Origin of the sequence: Achromobacter animicus (genome assembly GCF_040775605.1) — a bacterium.
GTDB lineage: Bacteria > Pseudomonadota > Gammaproteobacteria > Burkholderiales > Burkholderiaceae_B > Achromobacter > Achromobacter animicus.
Map to the genome: position 1 here is coordinate 4,033,700 of NZ_JAYGJK010000001.1, position 17,811 is coordinate 4,051,510.

General features: G+C 66.6%; 15 protein-coding genes. 1 reads left to right on the forward strand and 14 read right to left on the reverse strand.

Translation table 11 applies throughout. The features are described 5' to 3' along the window. Positions 1–53: 53 nt before the first annotated feature. The 12 genes from AB3147_RS18430 to AB3147_RS18485 form a co-directional block, all read right to left on the reverse strand. A complete protein-coding gene (locus tag AB3147_RS18430) occupies positions 54–1,361 on the reverse strand; it encodes an MFS transporter (RefSeq protein WP_367352651.1) in 1,308 nt (435 codons plus the stop codon). A gap of 245 nt (positions 1,362–1,606) precedes the next feature. Then, entirely contained in the window at positions 1,607–2,179 is a 573-nt protein-coding gene (pgsA, locus tag AB3147_RS18435; protein ID WP_175123621.1) for a CDP-diacylglycerol--glycerol-3-phosphate 3-phosphatidyltransferase, read from the reverse strand. A gap of 277 nt (positions 2,180–2,456) precedes the next feature. Beyond that, the gene (gene uvrC, locus AB3147_RS18440; protein WP_367352652.1) at positions 2,457–4,283 is read right to left on the reverse strand and encodes an excinuclease ABC subunit UvrC; all 1,827 of its coding nucleotides are present in this window, start codon (positions 4,281–4,283) and stop codon (positions 2,457–2,459) included. Then, positions 4,246–5,304: a beta-N-acetylhexosaminidase gene (gene nagZ / locus AB3147_RS18445; protein WP_367352653.1), complete on the reverse strand. Its 1,059-nt coding sequence runs from the start codon at positions 5,302–5,304 to the stop codon at positions 4,246–4,248. The genes uvrC and nagZ overlap by 38 nt, the downstream gene beginning before the upstream one ends. Before the next feature lie 60 nt (positions 5,305–5,364). Continuing rightward, the gene (gene acpS / locus AB3147_RS18450) at positions 5,365–5,799 is read right to left on the reverse strand and encodes a holo-ACP synthase (RefSeq protein ID WP_438861027.1); all 435 of its coding nucleotides are present in this window, start codon (positions 5,797–5,799) and stop codon (positions 5,365–5,367) included. A 38-nt stretch (positions 5,800–5,837) separates the two neighbouring features. Next, entirely contained in the window at positions 5,838–6,578 is a 741-nt protein-coding gene (gene pdxJ / locus AB3147_RS18455; RefSeq protein WP_175138101.1) for a pyridoxine 5'-phosphate synthase, read from the reverse strand. Next, complete coding sequence (locus AB3147_RS18460; RefSeq protein WP_175123626.1) at positions 6,575–8,068, reverse strand: efflux transporter outer membrane subunit; 1,494 nt, start codon at positions 8,066–8,068, stop codon at positions 6,575–6,577. The genes pdxJ and AB3147_RS18460 overlap by 4 nt, the downstream gene beginning before the upstream one ends. Then, the gene (locus tag AB3147_RS18465) at positions 8,065–11,295 is read right to left on the reverse strand and encodes a multidrug efflux RND transporter permease subunit (RefSeq protein ID WP_239213249.1); all 3,231 of its coding nucleotides are present in this window, start codon (positions 11,293–11,295) and stop codon (positions 8,065–8,067) included. The genes AB3147_RS18460 and AB3147_RS18465 overlap by 4 nt, the downstream gene beginning before the upstream one ends. 65 nt (positions 11,296–11,360) lie before the next feature. Next, positions 11,361–12,671 (reverse strand): efflux RND transporter periplasmic adaptor subunit, encoded by a 1,311-nt coding sequence (locus tag AB3147_RS18470; protein ID WP_175123628.1) that lies wholly within the window; start codon positions 12,669–12,671, stop codon positions 11,361–11,363. A 207-nt stretch (positions 12,672–12,878) separates the two neighbouring features. Beyond that, positions 12,879–13,322, reverse strand: coding sequence for a helix-turn-helix domain-containing protein (locus AB3147_RS18475; protein WP_239213247.1), 444 nt, complete (start codon positions 13,320–13,322; stop codon positions 12,879–12,881). Positions 13,323–13,489: 167 nt separating this feature from the next. Continuing rightward, positions 13,490–14,686 carry a patatin-like phospholipase family protein gene (locus AB3147_RS18480; protein ID WP_279974309.1) on the reverse strand — a complete coding sequence of 399 codons (1,197 nt, stop codon included), beginning with the start codon at positions 14,684–14,686 and terminating at the stop codon, positions 13,490–13,492. A gap of 10 nt (positions 14,687–14,696) precedes the next feature. Further along, positions 14,697–15,293 (reverse strand): DUF4136 domain-containing protein, encoded by a 597-nt coding sequence (locus AB3147_RS18485; RefSeq protein WP_191575751.1) that lies wholly within the window; start codon positions 15,291–15,293, stop codon positions 14,697–14,699. 270 nt (positions 15,294–15,563) lie between these two features. Here AB3147_RS18485 and AB3147_RS18490 point away from each other — a divergent pair, with 270 nt between their 5' ends. Beyond that, positions 15,564–16,358 carry a TOBE domain-containing protein gene (locus AB3147_RS18490; RefSeq protein ID WP_175123632.1) on the forward strand — a complete coding sequence of 265 codons (795 nt, stop codon included), beginning with the start codon at positions 15,564–15,566 and terminating at the stop codon, positions 16,356–16,358. 68 nt (positions 16,359–16,426) lie between these two features. Here AB3147_RS18490 and AB3147_RS18495 read toward each other — a convergent pair whose 3' ends face one another. Both AB3147_RS18495 and modB read right to left on the reverse strand, forming a co-directional pair. Continuing rightward, positions 16,427–17,113, reverse strand: a complete 687-nt coding sequence (locus AB3147_RS18495) for a sulfate/molybdate ABC transporter ATP-binding protein (protein WP_367352655.1) — start codon at positions 17,111–17,113, stop codon at positions 16,427–16,429. After that, positions 17,110–17,796: a molybdate ABC transporter permease subunit gene (gene modB, locus AB3147_RS18500; protein WP_367352656.1), complete on the reverse strand. Its 687-nt coding sequence runs from the start codon at positions 17,794–17,796 to the stop codon at positions 17,110–17,112. The genes AB3147_RS18495 and modB overlap by 4 nt, the downstream gene beginning before the upstream one ends. Positions 17,797–17,811 lie beyond the last annotated feature (15 nt).

Here is a 17,811-nt window from a genome sequence, read left to right on the forward strand (position 1 = left end):
CGGCGCGCAACGTGGCGTCGGCGCCGTCAAGGCGGATCAAGGGTGTCCAGCGGTCAGGGGCGAGCGGCGGCCACCGCGGCGGGCGGTTCGGCGCGGCGCGCCTGCACCGCGATCCACTGCGCCAGGAAGGCGGCCACGGCGAACGCCACGCCCGCGCCCACCCACGGCCCCTGCCGCAAGCCGGCGTCCAGCAGCAGACCGAAGGCCAGCGGCCCCAGGGCCGAGCCGACGTCCATCCCCGAATACACCAGGCCGTACACCGACCCCGTCGAACCCTTGGGCGTCACGCGGCGGATCAGCATGTCGCGCGACGGCGCGGCCACGCCCGAGCAGAAGCCCGCCAGCCCCACGACCGGCGCAGCCAGCACGGCGGGCACAAGGCCCAGCGCCAGCACGACCAGCGTCAGACCGGCCAGGATGAGCGCGACCATGACGGTGCGCTCGGTACGCGGATTGGCCGACACCAGGAAGCCGCCCGCCGCCATGCCGACGGCCGAGGCGACCATGTAACCGGACAGCGCCGAGCTGGCCGTGACCTTGGACAGGTCGTACAGCTGACCCAGCAGCGGAATCGTGTAGTTCTGCACCGACGACAGCGCGATGGACGTGCAGGCAAAGAAGAGGAATGCGCCCCAGAGCGCGGGCTTGGCCAGCAGCGCCGACAGCGTCGCCAGCACGCCCTCTTGCGGCTTGGCGGCGGGCTTGGGCGCAATTCCCGCGTCCTTGGCGTCGCCGCCCGCGTCCACGGGGGACGGGCCGCCCAGCAGGTTGCGGCCCAGCACCGTCAACAGCAGCACCAGCGCCACGAGGCCGGCGGCGCTGTAAGCCGCGACGCGCCAGTTGGCGAGCAGCGTGATGGTGGTGATGAACACGGGCGTCAGCGCCCAACCCAGGTTGCCGGTCAGCCCGTGCGTGGAGAAGGCGTGACCCAGCCGCGGCGCGGTGATGCGGTGGTTGATGATGGAGTAGTCCGCCGGGTGGAACACCGAATTGCCGATGCCGCCCACGACGGCCGCGGCCATCAGCATGACGTAGCCCGTGGCTGAGCCGATCAGCACGCCAGACAGCACGAAGCAGGCCAGCCCGAACCACAACACGGGACGCGCGCCGATGCGGTCGACCACGAAGCCCGACGATGCCTGGCCGATGCCGGACACCACGTAGAACGTGGACACCAGGAGGCCCAGCCGCGCGAAGTCCAGTCCGAATTCCTGGCCCAGCGCGACGTACAGCGACGGCAGGACCAGCTGGAAGAAGTGGGACGAGGCATGCGCCACGCCGATGAGCAGGATGATTTTCCAGTCGCGACGGCGTACGTCGGCGTCCGAGAGCGAGGGGGTGGCGGCGGTAGCGGTGTTCATTGCACAAGGCCGCGCATGGGCGGCAGGTTGCGGGCCGCCTTGGGCGGATCGCGGGTTGTCTCCGGCGTCGCGCAGACTTGTGTCCGGGCGACGTATTCATGGCGATTGCGGCGCGCGTGCCGTGCCGGATCGAGCCGGCGTATCGCTCTTGAAGTGACACGGCGGCCGTCTTGCGCGAGCCGGGCCGCCGTGCGGTGTTGCAACTGCACCGGGCCGGCTGTTGCGCAGCCGGCCCGGCAAATCGGTCACATGGCCTTTTCGCGAATCGCGGGCCAGGCGCGCTGCAGGTAATACAGCATCGACCAGACCGTCAGCACCGCGGCCACGATGATCAGGATGTCACCCAGCAGCTTGGTGTTGATGCCGTAGATGGACTGGTTATACAGCAGGCACGGAATTGCGATCATCTGCGCGGCGGTCTTGAACTTGCCCAAGCGGTGCACGGCCACGCTGGCGCTGGCGCCGATCTTGGCCATCCATTCGCGCAGCGCGGAAATGGTGATTTCGCGGCCGATGATGATGAGGGAGATGAAGGCATCGACGCGGCTCAGGTCGAGCAGCACGATGAGGGCGGCGCAGACCATCAGCTTGTCGGCGACGGGATCCAGGAAGGCGCCAAATGCCGATGTCTGGTTCCAGCGCCGGGCGAGCCAGCCGTCAAACCAGTCGGTCAGCGCGGCAATGATGAATGCCCATGCCGCCAGCGTGTCGCGCATGGGAACAGACATCCAGCTTTCGGGCAGATAAAACAGCCCGACCACCAGCGGAATCATGGCGATACGCAGCCACGTCAGAATAATGGGAACGTTAATTGGCATAGTGTCCGTATCCTAACAGAGGGCGGTCCCCCCCGAAGCGCCTTTGGCGCCTCCCCCAGGGGCGCCGCAGCGGACCGGCGGAGCCGGATCCGCGCGGCCCGGATTGCTCGTCGGGGCGGGTGGTTGAAATTTGGGGGCGGGTTGATGAGGGAGGTTTGGATTGGAGCGTTCGCCCTGGCGCGTCGTCGAGCTTATCGGCGAGGCTGAACGCTCTGGCGTCTTGTTGGCCGGCGGCGAGGGTGACACAAGTTCGTGACATCTGGGCGATTCCGGGGCGTCAGCGCAGCGCCTCGTAGATGCGGATTGCCAGGTCTTGCGAGATGCCGTCCACCGATGCCAGGTCCTCGACGCTGGCGCGGGCGACGCCGGAGAAGCCGCCGAAGCGGGCCAGGAGGCGTTGGCGGCGGCGGGCGCCTACGCCTTCGATTTCTTCCAGGCGTGAGACGTTGCGCGTCTTGGCGCGGCGGGCGCGCATGCCGGTGATCGCGAAGCGGTGGGCTTCGTCGCGCACCTGGGCGATCAGCATCAGGGCGGCGGATTCGCCGCCTAGCGCGACGGGCGGGCGGCCGTCGGCGAAGACCAGGGTTTCCAGGCCGACCTTGCGCCCTTCTCCTTTTGCCACGCCGACCAGCGTCTGGATGTCCAGGCCCAGTTCCGCGAAGACCTTGCGTGCGACCTCGACCTGGCCCTTGCCGCCGTCGATCAGGACGAGGCCCGGCATCTGCGCGTCGCCGTCGGCGACCTTGGCAAAGCGGCGGGTCAGCACCTGGCGCATCGCGGCGTAGTCGTCGCCGGGCGTGATGCCGGCGATGTTGTAGCGGCGGTACAGCGAGGGCTGCATGTCGTGGTGTTCAAACACCACACAGGACGCCTGGGTGGCTTCGCCGGCAGTGTGGCTGATGTCGAAGCATTCGATGCGCAGGGCGTCCAGCGCGGCTTCGTCCGTGTCCAGATCCAGGGCTTCGGCCAGCGCCAGTGTTCGGGCGGCGCGGGCGCCGGATTCGGTCAGCGCGCGGGCGAGCGCCATCTCGGCGTTCTTGGAGGCCTGTTCCAGCCAGGACCGGCGAGTGCCTTGCGGACGCGTCAGCACGCGGGACGGCCGGCCGCCGGATTGCTCGACCAGCAGCGTAATCAGCTCAGGATCGGGCAAGGTATGCGAACAGACCAGGATGGGGGGCATCGCGTTGTCGGTGTAATGCTGGGCCACGAACGCTTCCAGCACCTGCGGCGCGGCCTCGCCCTCGGCGTGCGACGGAAAGAACGGCTTGTCGCCCAGATGGCGGCCGCCGCGCACCATGGCCAGGTTCACGCAGACCTTGCCGCCGGCGATGGCCACCGCAATGATGTCGGTGTCCTCGCCGCTGACGTTTTCCATGGTCTGCTGATGCAGCACGCGCGCCAGCGACCCCATCTGGTCGCGCAGCGCCGCGGCTTCCTCGAAGCGCAGTTCCATCGAGGCCTGCAGCATGCGGGCCTCGATCTCGCCCATGACGTCCTTGGCCTCGCCGTTCAGAAAGCGCACGGCGCGATGCACGTCGCGGTCGTATTCGGCCGCCTCGATCGCACCGACGCACGGCGCGGAGCAGCGCCCGATCTGATGCAGCAGACAGGGGCGCGAGCGGTTGGCGAAGACGCTGTCTTCGCAGGTGCGCAGGCGAAACACCTTCTGCAGGATCTGGATGGTTTCGCGCACCGCCCAGGCGTTGGGGAACGGGCCGAAGAATTGTCCGCGCTTGTTGGTGGCGCCGCGGTAATACGCGATGCGCGGCCATTCATGCCCGGTGATGTGCAGGTATGGATAGGACTTGTCGTCGCGAAACAGGATGTTGTAGCGCGGCTTCAGGCTCTTGATGAGGTTGTTTTCCAGGATCAGCGCTTCGGCTTCCGAGCGCGTCACCGTGACCTCAAGCCGCGCCACCTTCGCCACCATCTGGGCGATGCGCGGGCTGGACAGCGTCTTCTGGAAATACGACGAGACGCGCTTCTTCAGGTCGCGCGCCTTGCCGACATACATGACCTCGCCGGCCGCATCCAGGTGCCGGTAGACACCCGGCAGATGCGGCAGGTCAGACAGGAATGATTTGAGATTGAAGTCGTCGGGCATTCTGGTAACGGCTTTCGGCTTGCAGGGTGTCCCAATCGGGCGCATCGAAACGCGGCATCAGGCGCCGGATGCGCGCCACGGACTCGGGCGCATGGTCGAATTCCAGGCGCGCCAGCAGGTCGTCGGCCAGGTCCGGGCGGTTGCACACCAGCACCATGTCGCAGCCGGCGCGCAGCGCGGCGTTGGCGCGGTCCAGGATGTCGCCCGCGACCGAGGCGCCTTCCATCGTCAGGTCGTCCGAGAACACGACGCCATCGTAGCCCAGGCGCTTGCGCAGGATGTCCTGCACCCAGCGCTTGGAAAAACCGGCGGGATGCTTGTCCACCTTGGGGTAGATGACGTGCGCGGGCATGACGGACGGCAGCACGGCGTCGCCCAGCCATGCATAGGGCGCGGCGTCGTCCTTCAGGATTTCATCGAGCGTGCGCGGATCGACCGGGATCTCGTGGTGCGAGTCGGCGGCCACGTAACCGTGACCGGGGAAGTGCTTGCCGCAGGACGACATGCCGGCCAGGGACAGGCCCTGAACCAGGGCGCGCGACAGCATCGTCACCACGCGGGGATCGTGGTGGAAGGCGCGGTTGCCGATCACCTTGCTGACGCCGTAGTCCAGGTCTAGGACCGGGGTGAAGCTCATGTCCACGCCGCAGGCGCGCAGCTCGGCGGCCAGGACGTAACCGGCCTCGGTCGCCAGGCGCATGGCCTGCAGGGGATCGGTGTCCCACAGTTCGCCCAGCGCGCGCATCGGGGGCAAGGGCGTGAAGCCGTCCTCGCGGAAGCGCTGCACGCGGCCGCCTTCGTGATCCACCAGGATCAGCAGCGGCTCCTTGCGGGCCTTGTGGATCTGGCGCGTCAACGCGGTGAGCTGGGCGCGGTTATCGAAATTGCGGGCAAATAGGATGACGCCGCCCACCAGCGGGTGGCGCAGGCGCTTCTTTTCCGCCTTGGTGAGCGAATATCCCGCCACATCGACCATCACGGGGCCGGGGGGCAGGACCGCCTTGGATTTTTTCTTGGCCATGGAGGCTGTCCTTGTAACTTGGGTGCGGCAAGCCGGCGGGGATGGCCCCGAGTGAAGGGCTTAGGGCTTGCGCTCGACCACCACATACGCGGCGGCCATGTCGGATTCATCGGTAATGGAAACGTGGGCCGCGCCAAACCGGGCAGCGTACCAGCTCAGCAGTTCGGGTGCGATCACCAGCACGGGGCGGCCGCCCGGCGCGTTCAGTGTCTGCACGCGCCGCCACGTCATCGGCATGCGCATGCCCAGCCCGATCGCCTTGGAAAACGCTTCCTTGGCGGCAAAGCGCGTCGCCAGAAAGCGCAGCCCGCGCACCGGGTCGCGGGCGCGGCGGGCGTGGAATTTCAGGAGTTCCTCGGGGCCGAGGATCTTTTCGGCAAACCGGTCGCCGTGGCGGGCGAGCGCGCGCTCGATGCGGTAGATGCGCAGAAGGTCCATGCCGATGCCGGCAATGGCGCCGGCGGGCGTGGCGGAAGAAGAGTCGGACATCGGCATCGCCTGGCTAGCGGTCAAAACGCGTCATCGGCCCGCGTTCAAAGCCCGCGCAGCGCGTGCAGGCGCGCCTGCACCATCAGCGCCTTCATATCGCGCACGGCCTTTTCCCAGCCGTCGAAGATAGCCTGCGCGACGATGGCGTGGCCGATGTTGAGTTCGGAAATGCCGTCCAGCGCGGCCACCGGCTTGACGTTGCCATAGTGCAGGCCATGACCGGCGTTCACGCGCAGTCCGTGGCGCAGCCCTTCGGCCACGGCCAGGCGGATGCGTTGCAGTTCCGCTTCGGCGGCTTCGCCCTCGGCTTCGGCGTAGGCGCCGGTGTGCAGTTCGATGACGGGTGCGCCGGCCTTGGCGGCAGCGGCAATCTGGACCGGGTCCGGATCGATGAACAGCGACACGCGGATGCCGGCTTCGGCCAGCAGCGCCACGGCGTCGGATACGGGGCCAAAGGCGCCGGCCACTTCCAGCCCGCCTTCGGTCGTGAGCTCGGTGCGCTTTTCGGGCACCAGGCAGACGTCGCTGGGCTTGACCGCGCAGGCGATCTCCAGCATTTCCGGCGTGACCGCGCATTCCAGGTTCATGCGGGTGCGCAGTTGCGGGCGGATCGCGTAAACGTCGGCGTCCTGGATGTGGCGCCGGTCTTCGCGCAGATGCAGCGTGATCAGGTCGGCGCCAGCATCTTCGGCGCGCAGCGCCGCGGCGATCGGGTCGGGATAAGCCGTATGGCGCTGCTGCCGCAGCGTGGCGACGTGATCAATATTTACACCGAGTTCTATCATTGCACTTTCGTTGTTTCTTCCCAGCCGCCGCCCAGCGCCTTGTACAGCTCCACGCGGTTGATCAGCGCGGCCAGGCCGGTTTGCACGAGCGACAGCTGGGCGTTGAAAAAGTCCACCTGCGCGGTCTGCACCTGCAGGTAGCTGTCGATACCGTTGGTATAACGCAAATTCGACAACTCCAGCGTCCGCGCCGACGAATCCTGCAGCGCGCGCTGGGCGTCGAGCTGCGCCCCGTAGGTGGCCTCGCCCGCCAGCGCGTCCGACACTTCGCGGAACGCCTGCTGGATGGTCTGTTCGTACTGCGCGACCGCGATATTGTCGCGCGCCTTGGCCAGGCTCAGTCCCTCGCGGATGCTGCCGCCGGCAAATAGCGGCGTCGTGATCGACGGCGAGAAGCTCCAGTAGCCCTGCCCGCCCTTGAAGAGGTCGCCCAGCGACGGACTGGCCACGCCCAAGAGGCCGGTCAGCGAGATGGTCGGGAAAAACGCCGCGCGCGCCGCGCCGATGTTGGCATTGGCGGACAGCAACTGGTTTTCGGCGGCCGCGATGTCGGGACGGCGTTCCAGCAGGTCGGACGGCAGGCCGGACGGCACCGTGGCCAGCAACTGGTCGCGGCCGAACGTGGCCGGCGGGGGCAGCGTGTCGGGCAGCGGCGTGCCCACCACCAGCACCAGCGCATTCATGGCTTGCGACCGGGCGCGGGCCAGTTGCGCCAGGTCGGCGGAGGCCGTGTCCAGCAGCGATTTCGACTGGTTCAGGTCCAGTTCGGACGCGACGCCGCCATCGAAGCGGCGTTTGACCAGGTCATAGGATTCCTGGCGCGAGGCCAGCGTGCGCTGCGTCAGTTCCAGCTGGACCTCGGCCGCGCGCAGATTGAAATACGACTGCGCGACGGATCCGACCAGCGTGATGTGCACGCTTTTTTGTGCCTGTTCCGTCGACAGGTACTGCTGGTACGCGGCTTCGGACAGGTTGCGCAGGCGGCCGAACAGGTCGATTTCGAAGGTCGTCAGACCAATCCCGGCCTGGTACGAACTGCTGATGGAACTGGAATCGGGGCCGCCGGCCCGCATGTTGGCCGGCAGATGCTGACGCTGGCCCTGGATGCCGGCGCCGATGCTGGGCCACTGCGCGCCGCGCTGGATGCCGTACTGCGCCCTGGCTTCTTCGACACGCTGGACCGCGACACGCAGGTCGCGATTGTTGACCAGCGACAGTTCGATCAACGCCTGCAGGCGCGGGTCGCGGAAAAATTCGCGCCAGCCCAGGTCCGCGGCGGGCGTGCCGGCTTGCGGCATCACGTCGGCGGCGGGCTGCGAGCCCAGCGTGGTGGCGCGCGTATACGCGCCGTACTGCACCTTGGGCTGGTCGGGCCACGCCGGGCTGACCGGCGCGTCGGGACGCTTGTAATCGGGAGCCAGCGAGCAGCCGGCCAACGCCACCGCCACAAAGGCGGACAAGGCGGTCTGTCTGAACATCAGGGCTTTCATTCCTTGCCCTCCTGGCCACCAGTGGGTTGTGCGGGCTGCGGCGTTCCGGGCAAGGACGCCTTTTCGGCCTCCGCCTTCTTGGCAGCCTGTTCTTCCTCGAAGAGACGCTTTTCGGCGCCCAACAGGCGCGGGCGGGTCTTGAAGAGACCCAGCACCACCACGAAGAACGTCGGCACGAAGATCACGGCGAACGGCGTGGCGGCCAGCATGCCACCCAGCACGCCCAGGCCCACTGCGCGCTGGCTGGCCGCACCGGCGCCGGTGGCCATCGCCAGCGGGATCACGCCCAGGATGAACGCCAGCGACGTCATCAGAATCGGACGGAAACGCAGTCGCGCCGCCTCGACCGCGGATTCATAAAGACCCATGCCGCGGGCGTACTGGTCCTTGGCGAACTCCACGATAAGAATGGCGTTCTTGGCCGCCAAGCCGATCACGGTCACCATCCCGACCTGGAAGTACACGTCGTTGGACATGCCCAGCGCGCTGACCAGCGCCACCGCGCCCAGCATGCCCAGCGGTACCACCAGCATGACGGAAATGGGGATGGCCCAGCTTTCGTACAGCGCGGCCAGCACCAGGAACACGACCAGCAGCGACAGGCCCATCAGGATCGGGGCCTGGTTGCCGGCCTGCAATTCCTGGTAGGACAGCCCCGTCCACTCGTAGCCGAAGCCTTGCGGCAACTGGGCGACCAGACGCTGCATTTCTTCCATGGCCTGGCCGGTGGAGTAGCCCGGCGCCGAGGCGCCGCCGATACGCATGGACTCGTAGCTGTTGTAGCGCACGACCTGCACCGGCCCCTGAACCCATTCCGCCGACACGAACGTCGACAGCGGCACCATCCCGCCCTGCCCGTTGCGCGCGTTCAGCTTGAGCACGTCGGACAACTGCATGCGGTACGGCGCATCGGCCTGGACCCAGATGTTCTGCATCCGGCCCATGTTGGGGAACTTGCTGAGATACGCCGAGCCGACGGCGGTGGAAATGAGCGAGGCGGCTTCATTGAAGTCCACGCCCAACGCGGCCGCCTTGTCGCGGTCGATGTTCAGCGTGAGCTGCGTGCCCGCCGACAGGCCCGTGATGCGGACCTGCGACAGGATCGGGCTCTTCATGGCCTCGCCCATCAGCTGGGCGGTGGCCGCGGCCAGCGCCTCGGTGCCGGCCGCGCCGCGGTCCTGCAGGCGCAGGTCGAAGCCCGTGGCGTTGCCCAGCGACGAAATGGCCGGCGGCACCAGCGTGAACACCTGCGCATCATGGATGCCCATGAGCTGCTTCTCGAAGGCGGTGAAAGCAATGGCGCCGGCGGAATCCTGGCGCTCCTTGCGGTCCTTGAAGTCCTTGAGCGTGGTGAACGCAATGGCGGCGTTCAGGCCGTTGCCGTTGAAGCTGTAGCCCTGCACGGCGATGATGTTCTCGACGGCGGGAATGCTCTGGAAGTATTTTTCGACCTGCTCGATGACCTCGACCGTGCGATTGGCGCTGGCGCCGGTGGGCAGCTCGATGTTGCTGACCACATAGCCCTGGTCTTCCTCGGGCAGGAACGACGACGGCAGACGCAGGTACAGCCAGCCCAGCAAGAGGACCAGCACCAGGAACACCAGCATCATCCGGCCGCCCTTGTGCAGGATGCGCGACACCCAGTTCTGGTAGCCGTGGGTGGTGGCGTCGAACTTGCGGTTGAACCAGCCGAAGAAACCCTTCTTGTCCTCGTGATGGCCCTTGGCCACCGGCTTGAGGATGGTGGCGCACAGCGCCGGCGTGAAGGTCAGCGCCAGCAGTGCCGAGAAGAAGATGGACACGGCCATTGCCACCGAGAACTGACGGTAGATCACGCCCACCGACCCGCTCATGAAGGCCAGCGGCAGGAACACTGTCACCAGCACCAGCGTGATCCCGATGATGGCGCCGCTGATCTGCGGCATGGCCTTCTTGGTGGCCTCTTTGGGCGGCAAACCCTCGGTCGCCATGATCCGTTCAACGTTCTCGACGACCACGATGGCATCGTCCACCAGAATCCCGATGGCAAGCACCATCGCGAACATGGTCAGCACGTTGATCGAGAACCCAAGCGCCAGCATCACCGCGAACGCTCCCAGCATGGCCACCGGAACGACCAGCGCCGGGATCAGCGTGTAGCGCACGTTCTGCAGGAACAGATACATGACCAGGAACACCAGCACCATGGCTTCAGCCAGCGTGTGCAGCACCTGTTCGATGGACACCTTGACGTAGGGCGCGGTGTCGTACGGCACCGAGTACTGGATGTTGTCCGGGAAGTACTTGGACAGCTCCTGCATCTGGTTGCGCACGCCTTGCGCCGTGGCCAGCGCGTTGGCGTTGGGCGACAGCACAATGGCGAAGGCGGCTGTCGGCTTGCCGTTCAGGCGGGCGCCGAACTGGTAGTTGTCGGCGCCGACCTCGATGCGGGCGACGTCGCGCAGCAGCACCTTGGAGCCGTCGGTATTGGCGCGCAGGACGATCCGGCCGAAGCCGTCGACCGTGCTGAGCTGGCCGTTGGCCGTGACCGTGGCAGTGATGCGCTGCGAATCCGGATTGGGCGGCGCGCCGATGCTGCCGCCGGAAATCAGCACGTTCTGGCCGGCGATGGCGTTGTTGACCTCTGACATGCTGAGGTTGAAACCCACGAGCTTGGCCGGGTCCACCCAGATGCGCATCGCGCGCGGCGCGGCAAAGAGCTGGAACTGGCCCACGCCCGGCACCCGGGACACCGGGTTCTTCACGTTGCGGGTGATGTAGTCGGCCAGGGCCGTCTGGTCCAGCGTGCCGTCCGTGGACGACAGCGTCACAATCATCAGAAAGCCGGTGCTGGTCTGCTCATACTGCAGGCCCTGCTGCTGCACGGCGGCGGGCAACTGGGCGATCACGTTGGACACGCGGTTCTGCACGTCCACCTGTGCCAGGTCGGGATTGGTGCCGGGCGCAAACGTGGCGGTGATGGTCGACGTGCCGTAGGAATCGCTGACCGACTCGTAATAGATCAGGCCCTTGGCGCCGTTGAGCTGGTCTTCGATGATGCTGGTGACCGACTCGGCTACTTCCGGGGCGGACGCGCCCGGGTAGGTGGCCGTGATCGTGATGGCGGGCGGCGCCACATCGGGGTACTGCGCGACCGGCATGTTCGGGATGGCCAACACCCCTGCCAGCAGAATGAAAAGGGCGACTACCCAGGCGAAGATTGGTCGATCGATAAAAAATTGCGGCATGTGGGCTGACTCTGAAAGCGATGCTCACCAAAGAGGAACGCGGCGCTTGCTGCGCCGCGTGCCGCTTACGATTTCTGGCCTGCGGCCTTGTCCTGCTGGGCAGGTTCGGCCGGCTTGGCGCCGGGCTGCGGGGCGGATTCGGCGGGCTTGGCGGCGGGGGCTGCACCGGGGGCTGCGGCACCCTCAGCGGGCTTGGCGCCAGGCTGCGCGGCTGGCGCGCCGCCCTGTGCGGGCGCCCCGCCCTGTTTCCATTGGCTGACCTGCACCGGCGCGCCGGGACGGATCTTCTGGAAGCCCTCGACCACCACCACGTCGCCGGCCTTCAGGCCGCTGGTGATCAACCAGTTGTTCTGGAAGGCGCCACCGGTGGTGACCGGCGACTGCGCAATCTTGTTGTCGCGCACCAGCATCAGGCTCTGCTTGCCGTCGGCCGTGCGTTGCAGCGCCTGCTGGGGAACCATCAGGGCAACGTCGTCAAAGCCCTGCTCCAGCCGGACGCGCACATACATGCCGGGCAGCAGGATGCCGTCGGGATTGGGGACTTCGGCCCGCAGGTTCACCTGGCCCGTGCTGGGATCCACGGTGATGCCCGTGAACAGCAGCTTGCCGGGGTGATCGTATTCGGAGCCGTCTTCGAGCACGACGGTGGCGCGGGCCGCGTCCTTGCCCACCTGCTGCAGCCGGCCGCTGGCAAAGGCGCGGCGCAGCGCGGCCAGGTCGGCGGTGGACTGCGTGAAGTCGACGTAGATGGGGTCCAGCTGCTGCACCGTGGCCATCTGCGTGGCGGAGGTGGATTCGACCAGCGCGCCTTCGGTGACCAGCGGCTTGCCGATGCGGCCGGTGATCGGCGAGGTGACGTCCGTGTAGCTCAGGTTGATCGCGGCGTTGTCCTGCGCGGCCTTGGCGGCGGCGACGGTGGCGTCGGCCTGGCGGAAGGATGCCACGGCGTTGTCATATTCCTGCTTGCTGACGGCGTTGGCCTTGACCAGCGGGGCGTAGCGGTCGGCCAGCAGCTTGGCGCTGAACAGGTTGGCCTGCGCCTGCTTCAACTGCGCCGTTGCCTGATCGTAGGCGGCCTTGTAGGGCGCCGGATCGATCTTGAACAGCAGCTGGTTTTCTTTCACATCGCCGCCCTGCTCGAACGTGATGCGCTGCACGATGCCGGTGACACGGGCGCGGATCTGCGCGTCGCGCACGGCGTCCACGCGGCCGGGCAGTTCAGAGACGATGGGTGCGCGCTGCGGCTGCACGGTGACGACGCTGACCTGGGGCATGCCAGGATTCATCTGGGGCTTTTCACCACAACCCGCCAATATCAGCGCGAGGACGCCACCGGAAACAGCCAGACCCGAAAATCGTTTAGGCGAAAACCGCATTGAAACCCCCGCGTAGCGTAATGAATCGCGTCGTGAAATCGCGTCAGGAACCGCAGCAATCCGAACGTGCCAGGAGGCAGCGATCAAATCATGACCAAGCGTCACCAACGACACGTGAATAGCCCAGTAATGTAACTCAGATATTGGGGAAATCACGTACTTTCGGGCAGTTCGGGGGAACTTTCGGGAGTAATTCCGCAACAATTTTTAGCCGGTGGCGAGCTCCCGCAGATTGCCCAGGAATGCGTAGCCCACGCCATGCACCGTGTGCAGCGGCAGCCGTGCGCCCGCAAGGCGGACCTTGGTGCGAAGCCGGCAGATAGCGACGTTGAGCGACCGCATGTTCATGCCGCCCCGCAAGGATTTCACTTCGCTGCGGGCCAGTTCGCGGCGCGGGTTCTTCAACAGGCACGCAAAGCAGGCGCGCTCGACCTCGGTGAGATCCAGCCGCACGCCGTTGGGCAGTTGCAGCGTCCAGCCCCAATAGAGCAGGCTCCACCAGCCGTCGACGGGTTCGTGCGCCTGGCTGGAAGACCACGGGCCGGAAGCATTAACACCGGCAGCAACGCCAGCCGTCATGCCAGGCGCAACGCTGGCAGAAACGCCGGCGTGAACGGAAGCGATACCGGGATCAGGAAAGGGAGCGTTCAAGGCGGATCTCCACCAGGACGGCCGGTGGCACGCTTTGGGGCGGCCCGTCCCGGAACAAGGTTGCGGTTTGTCCCGGAAGGCTACCCTCACGGCGGGGTTCTGCGCCCGTCGCCGCTCATCTATCAGACCAATCCGACTTTTACGCCGCCGGATGATCCCGCCGCCAGCTACGAATGATGGGTGCCGTTGCGATGAATGTCGTGCGTGACGAAGCAGCTGTCCTGCGTCGGACGGGCCAGGATGCCCGGCTTTTCAAGCGTGCGGCGGATGTCCGTCAATCCCGACTCCCAGTGCTCGCGCATGGCTTCGGTGCCGAACTCGTAGTCCTTGGAGTACCGCTCGCGGTGCTTGGCCTCGTAGATGAGGTTGATGATGTTGGTGGCCGGCGTGTGCGAAAGCTTGCGGATGTCGGCCAGGTCCGGCGCGTCGCGTTCGCTTTCCGGCAGGCGCTCAAGCAGCCGCTGCAGCCCGTGCCGCAGTTTCAGCACGCGCCGCAACTGATCGGTGACCAGACGGGTGCGGCTGGAATACTGGATATCCTTTTGCCGCTCGGCCACCTCTTCGAGCGACGTGGGCAGTTCGCCGCGCGCCGGCCAGAGGTCGACCTGGAACGCGAGCGTGTCACGCATGTTTTCGGTGGTCAGCACTTGCGCCAGCGGCGTGTTGGAGACCACGCCGCCGTCCCAATAGTGCTCGCCGCCGATCTCCACCGACGGGAACCCCGGCGGCAAGGCGCCCGAGGCCATGACGTGCTCGGGCCCCAGCGTGTGATGCAGGGTGTCGAAATACGCGAAGTTGCCCGAGCGCACGTTCACGGCGCCGAAGCTGGCCCGCACCGCGCCGCTGTTGAGCAGCTTGAAATCCACGAACTGGCGCAGGGTGTCGGCCAGCGGCGTGGTGTCGTAGAAGCTGGTGGAAGCGGCGCCGCGGCCCCGCACCAGATAGGGCGGCGGAAAGCGCGGCTTAAAGAAACCGGGCTGGCCGGTCAACAGGGCCTGCATTGCCGAGACCTGCCCGTTCATCGCGGGCGAGCCAAAGCCAAACGGCTGGCCCTCGAACATGCGGGTGAAGGCATCACCCCAGGGCAACGAGGCAAAACCGGTAGGCCGGCAGATACTTTCCCAGAAGCCGCGCAGCCGGTCGACCCGCTCGTCTTCCGGGGATCCTGCGATGATGGCGGCGTTGATCGACCCGATGGAAATGCCGGAAATCCAGTTGGGCCGGATGCCGGCTTCGTGCAGGCCCTGGTACACCCCCGCCTGGTAGGAACCGAGCGCGCCGCCGCCCTGCAGCACGAGCGCGACGGTATCGTAGGGCGGCGTATCGCCGGTGTCTTCAGCCAGGGCCTTGCGGCGAGCGGTCATGCGGCGTCCTCTATCGCTTGGTCTTGTCCGGCACCTGCGGCGTGCCGACACCGGCGCGGAACGGGTATTTGGCGAAGACCTCCGCCACCACCTTGTCCACGTTCTCCGCCGAACCCGCGCTGTCGGGATTCTGGACCTCGCCCACGGCGACGCCCTCCCAGACCAGTTGCCGCCGCCGCGCATCCACCAGGTCGACGCTCAGCGTGCCTTCGGTGTATTGGTAGACGTCGTCGCCCCAGCCGTAGCCGGGCCAGCCGCCGTAGAAACCGGTGCGATACCCGTAATACGGGCCCATGGGCGCGAAGCCGGGCGTGACTTCGGTCTGCTGCTGGAGCTTCGCGCCGAAATTCAGAAGCAGATCGGGATTGGTGGCGCTGTAGGTATAGCCGCGCATTTCCATCTGGCCGCGGGCCGCGCTCTTGAGCCGTTCGGTCAGCAGCGTGTTGTAGCCGGCCTTGTCCGTCCCCAGCGGAGACATGTAGCCGAACGTCTGGTACTGCGCAAAATTTGCCTGGTGGTCGTAATCGCTCTTGACCGTTGGGCCTGAGGCGCAGGCCGCCAGTAATGCCGTCATGGAACCCGCCGTCAGCAATTTCAACGCTTTCATGTCGATCTCTCCGTGAGTTCAAGGCGACCACATAGTGCCGCGAAGCCATCAAAGTTTCAACAGAATCTCATTCGCAACCACCAAAATTCCAGGCAAGATCACGCGATGCCGCGCGTGCCGCCAGATTGGGGGTGCCTGTTCACCGGCGCGTCCGGACTGCCGTGGCCGTGCAGGACGACTTCCACGCCGCGCAGGACCACTTCCCCAACGCCCCGCGCGCCGGGTCCATTACACTTCCGGTCGCTTCCGGCCATCCCTACAGACACGCCCATGCTTGAACTCGACGGCTCCATTTGGTTTCGCTCCGGCGCCCAGACCTGGGGCGGCAAGAACCGCATTGATCTGCTGGCGCAGATCGACGCGACCGGATCGATCACGGCGGCGGCGCGCGCCGTGGGCATGAGCTACAAGGGCGCGTGGGACGCCATCGACGCCATGAACAACCTGGCCGGCGAACCGCTGGTGCTGCGTGCGGCGGGCGGCAAGGGCGGCGGCGGCACGCAGCTGACTGACCGGGCGCGCCGCCTGATCACGACCTTCCGGGCGCTTGAAGTCGAACATCGCAAGTTCATGGACAACCTGACGCGCGCGGGGCTGGATGCCAGCGGCGACATCGACCTGATGAGGCGTTTCATGCTCAAGACCAGCGCACGCAACAAGTTTCTGGGCACCGTCATCGAGATCCGCGAAGGCGCCGTCAACGATGAAGTGGTGCTGCGCATCGCCGGCGGCCACACGGTCACGGCCACCATCACCCGCGAAAGCACCAAAGAGCTGGGCCTTGCGCCCGGCAAGGAAGCCATCGCGCTGGTCAAGGCGTCGTCGGTCATCGTCGGCGCGCCGGGGCCTGGTCTGCGCCTGTCGGCGCGCAACCAGTTGCAGGGGCGCATTACTGATCTGCGCCCGGGCGCCGTCAACAGCGAAATCCTGATTGCCATGGACGGCGGCGCCACGCTGGCGGCCATCGTCACGAACGAGAGCGCCGCAGACCTGAAGCTGGATGTCGGCGCCGAGGCGGTGGCGATCTTCAAGGCGTCCAGCGTGATTCTCGGCGTGCTGGACTGACTTCTGCAGTCGCGGCGGCCTTCACCCAAGTCCGGGCGTCAGGTGGATCAGGCCTTTCACCATGTTGATTACAGCCCCACGTTCTCGTCGTGGCGCCCCACCCTGCCCTCGCGCACCTCGAACACCTCGTCGGCCAGGGCCTCCACGTCCGCGGGATCGTGCGTGATCAGCAGCATCGGCACATCCAGTTGCCGCTGCAACGCATCCAGTTCCTGCCGCATCTTGCCGCGCAACTGCGAGTCCAGCGCGGAAAACGGTTCGTCCAGCAGCAGGATGTCGGGCTGCAGCATCAGCGCCCGCGCCAGCGCGACGCGCTGCTTCTGCCCGCCCGAAATCTCGTTGGGATAGCTGCCGACGATGGCGCCCAGTTCAAAAGCGTCGACCCAGCGCTGCGCCTCGCGCGTCACCTCGCGGCGTGGCGGATTGAGCCAACCGCCGCGCAGGCCGAATGCGATGTTCTGCGCCACGGTCAGATGGGGAAACAGCGCGTAGTCCTGGAACAGGTACGCCACGCGGCGCGATCGCGCCGGCAGGTTCATGCCCGACTCGCTGTCGAACAGCACCCGTCCATTGATGACGATGCGCCCGGCGTCGGGGCGCAGCAATCCGGCCACGGCCCGCAAGGTCAGGCTCTTGCCCGCGCCCGAGGGCCCGAACAGCGCGATGCGTTTGGCGGCCGACCTGAACTGCACGTCGAGTTCAAATTTGCGGTCGCCCGACACCATATGCTTGCGCACGGCAAGGTCGATACTCATCGCCCGCCTCCGTTGCGCTGGCCAGCGCCGATGGGCACCAGCTTGCCGGCGACCAGCAGCACGACGATGCAGGTGATGGATGTGACCAGCACCAGCATGTTGGCGGTGGCGTCATCGCCCGCCTGCACCGCTTCATAGATGGCGACCGACAGCGTCTGCGTGCGGCCCGGCAGGTTGCCGGCGATCATCAGCGTGGCGCCGAATTCGCCCAGCGCCCGCGCAAACGCCAGCAGCACACCGGCCGCGATGCCGCGGGCAGCCAGCGGCAAGGTGACACGAAAGAACACGCCCGCCTCGCCCACGCCCAGCACGCGTGCCGCGTTTTCAAGCTGGCCATCCACGTTTTCAAACGCGGCCCGCGCCGACTTGAACACAAGCGGAAAAGCCACCACCGACGCTGCGATCACGGCGCCCTGCCACGTGAAGACCAGCTCGATATTCCAGCGCGCCAGCGTCTCGCCAATGATGCCGCGCCGGCCCAGCAGCACAAGCAGGTAGTAACCCAGCACGGTCGGCGGCAGCACCAGCGGCAGCGTGAGGATGGCGTCCAGCAGGTCGCGGCCGGGCCAGCGCCAGCGCGACAGGCCGTACGCCGCAGCCGTGCCGGCCACGGTCGCCAAAAGCGTCGCCCAACCGGCCACTTTCAGGGAAAGCAGCAGCGGGACCCAGACCGGATCACTCATCGATACCTACGATTC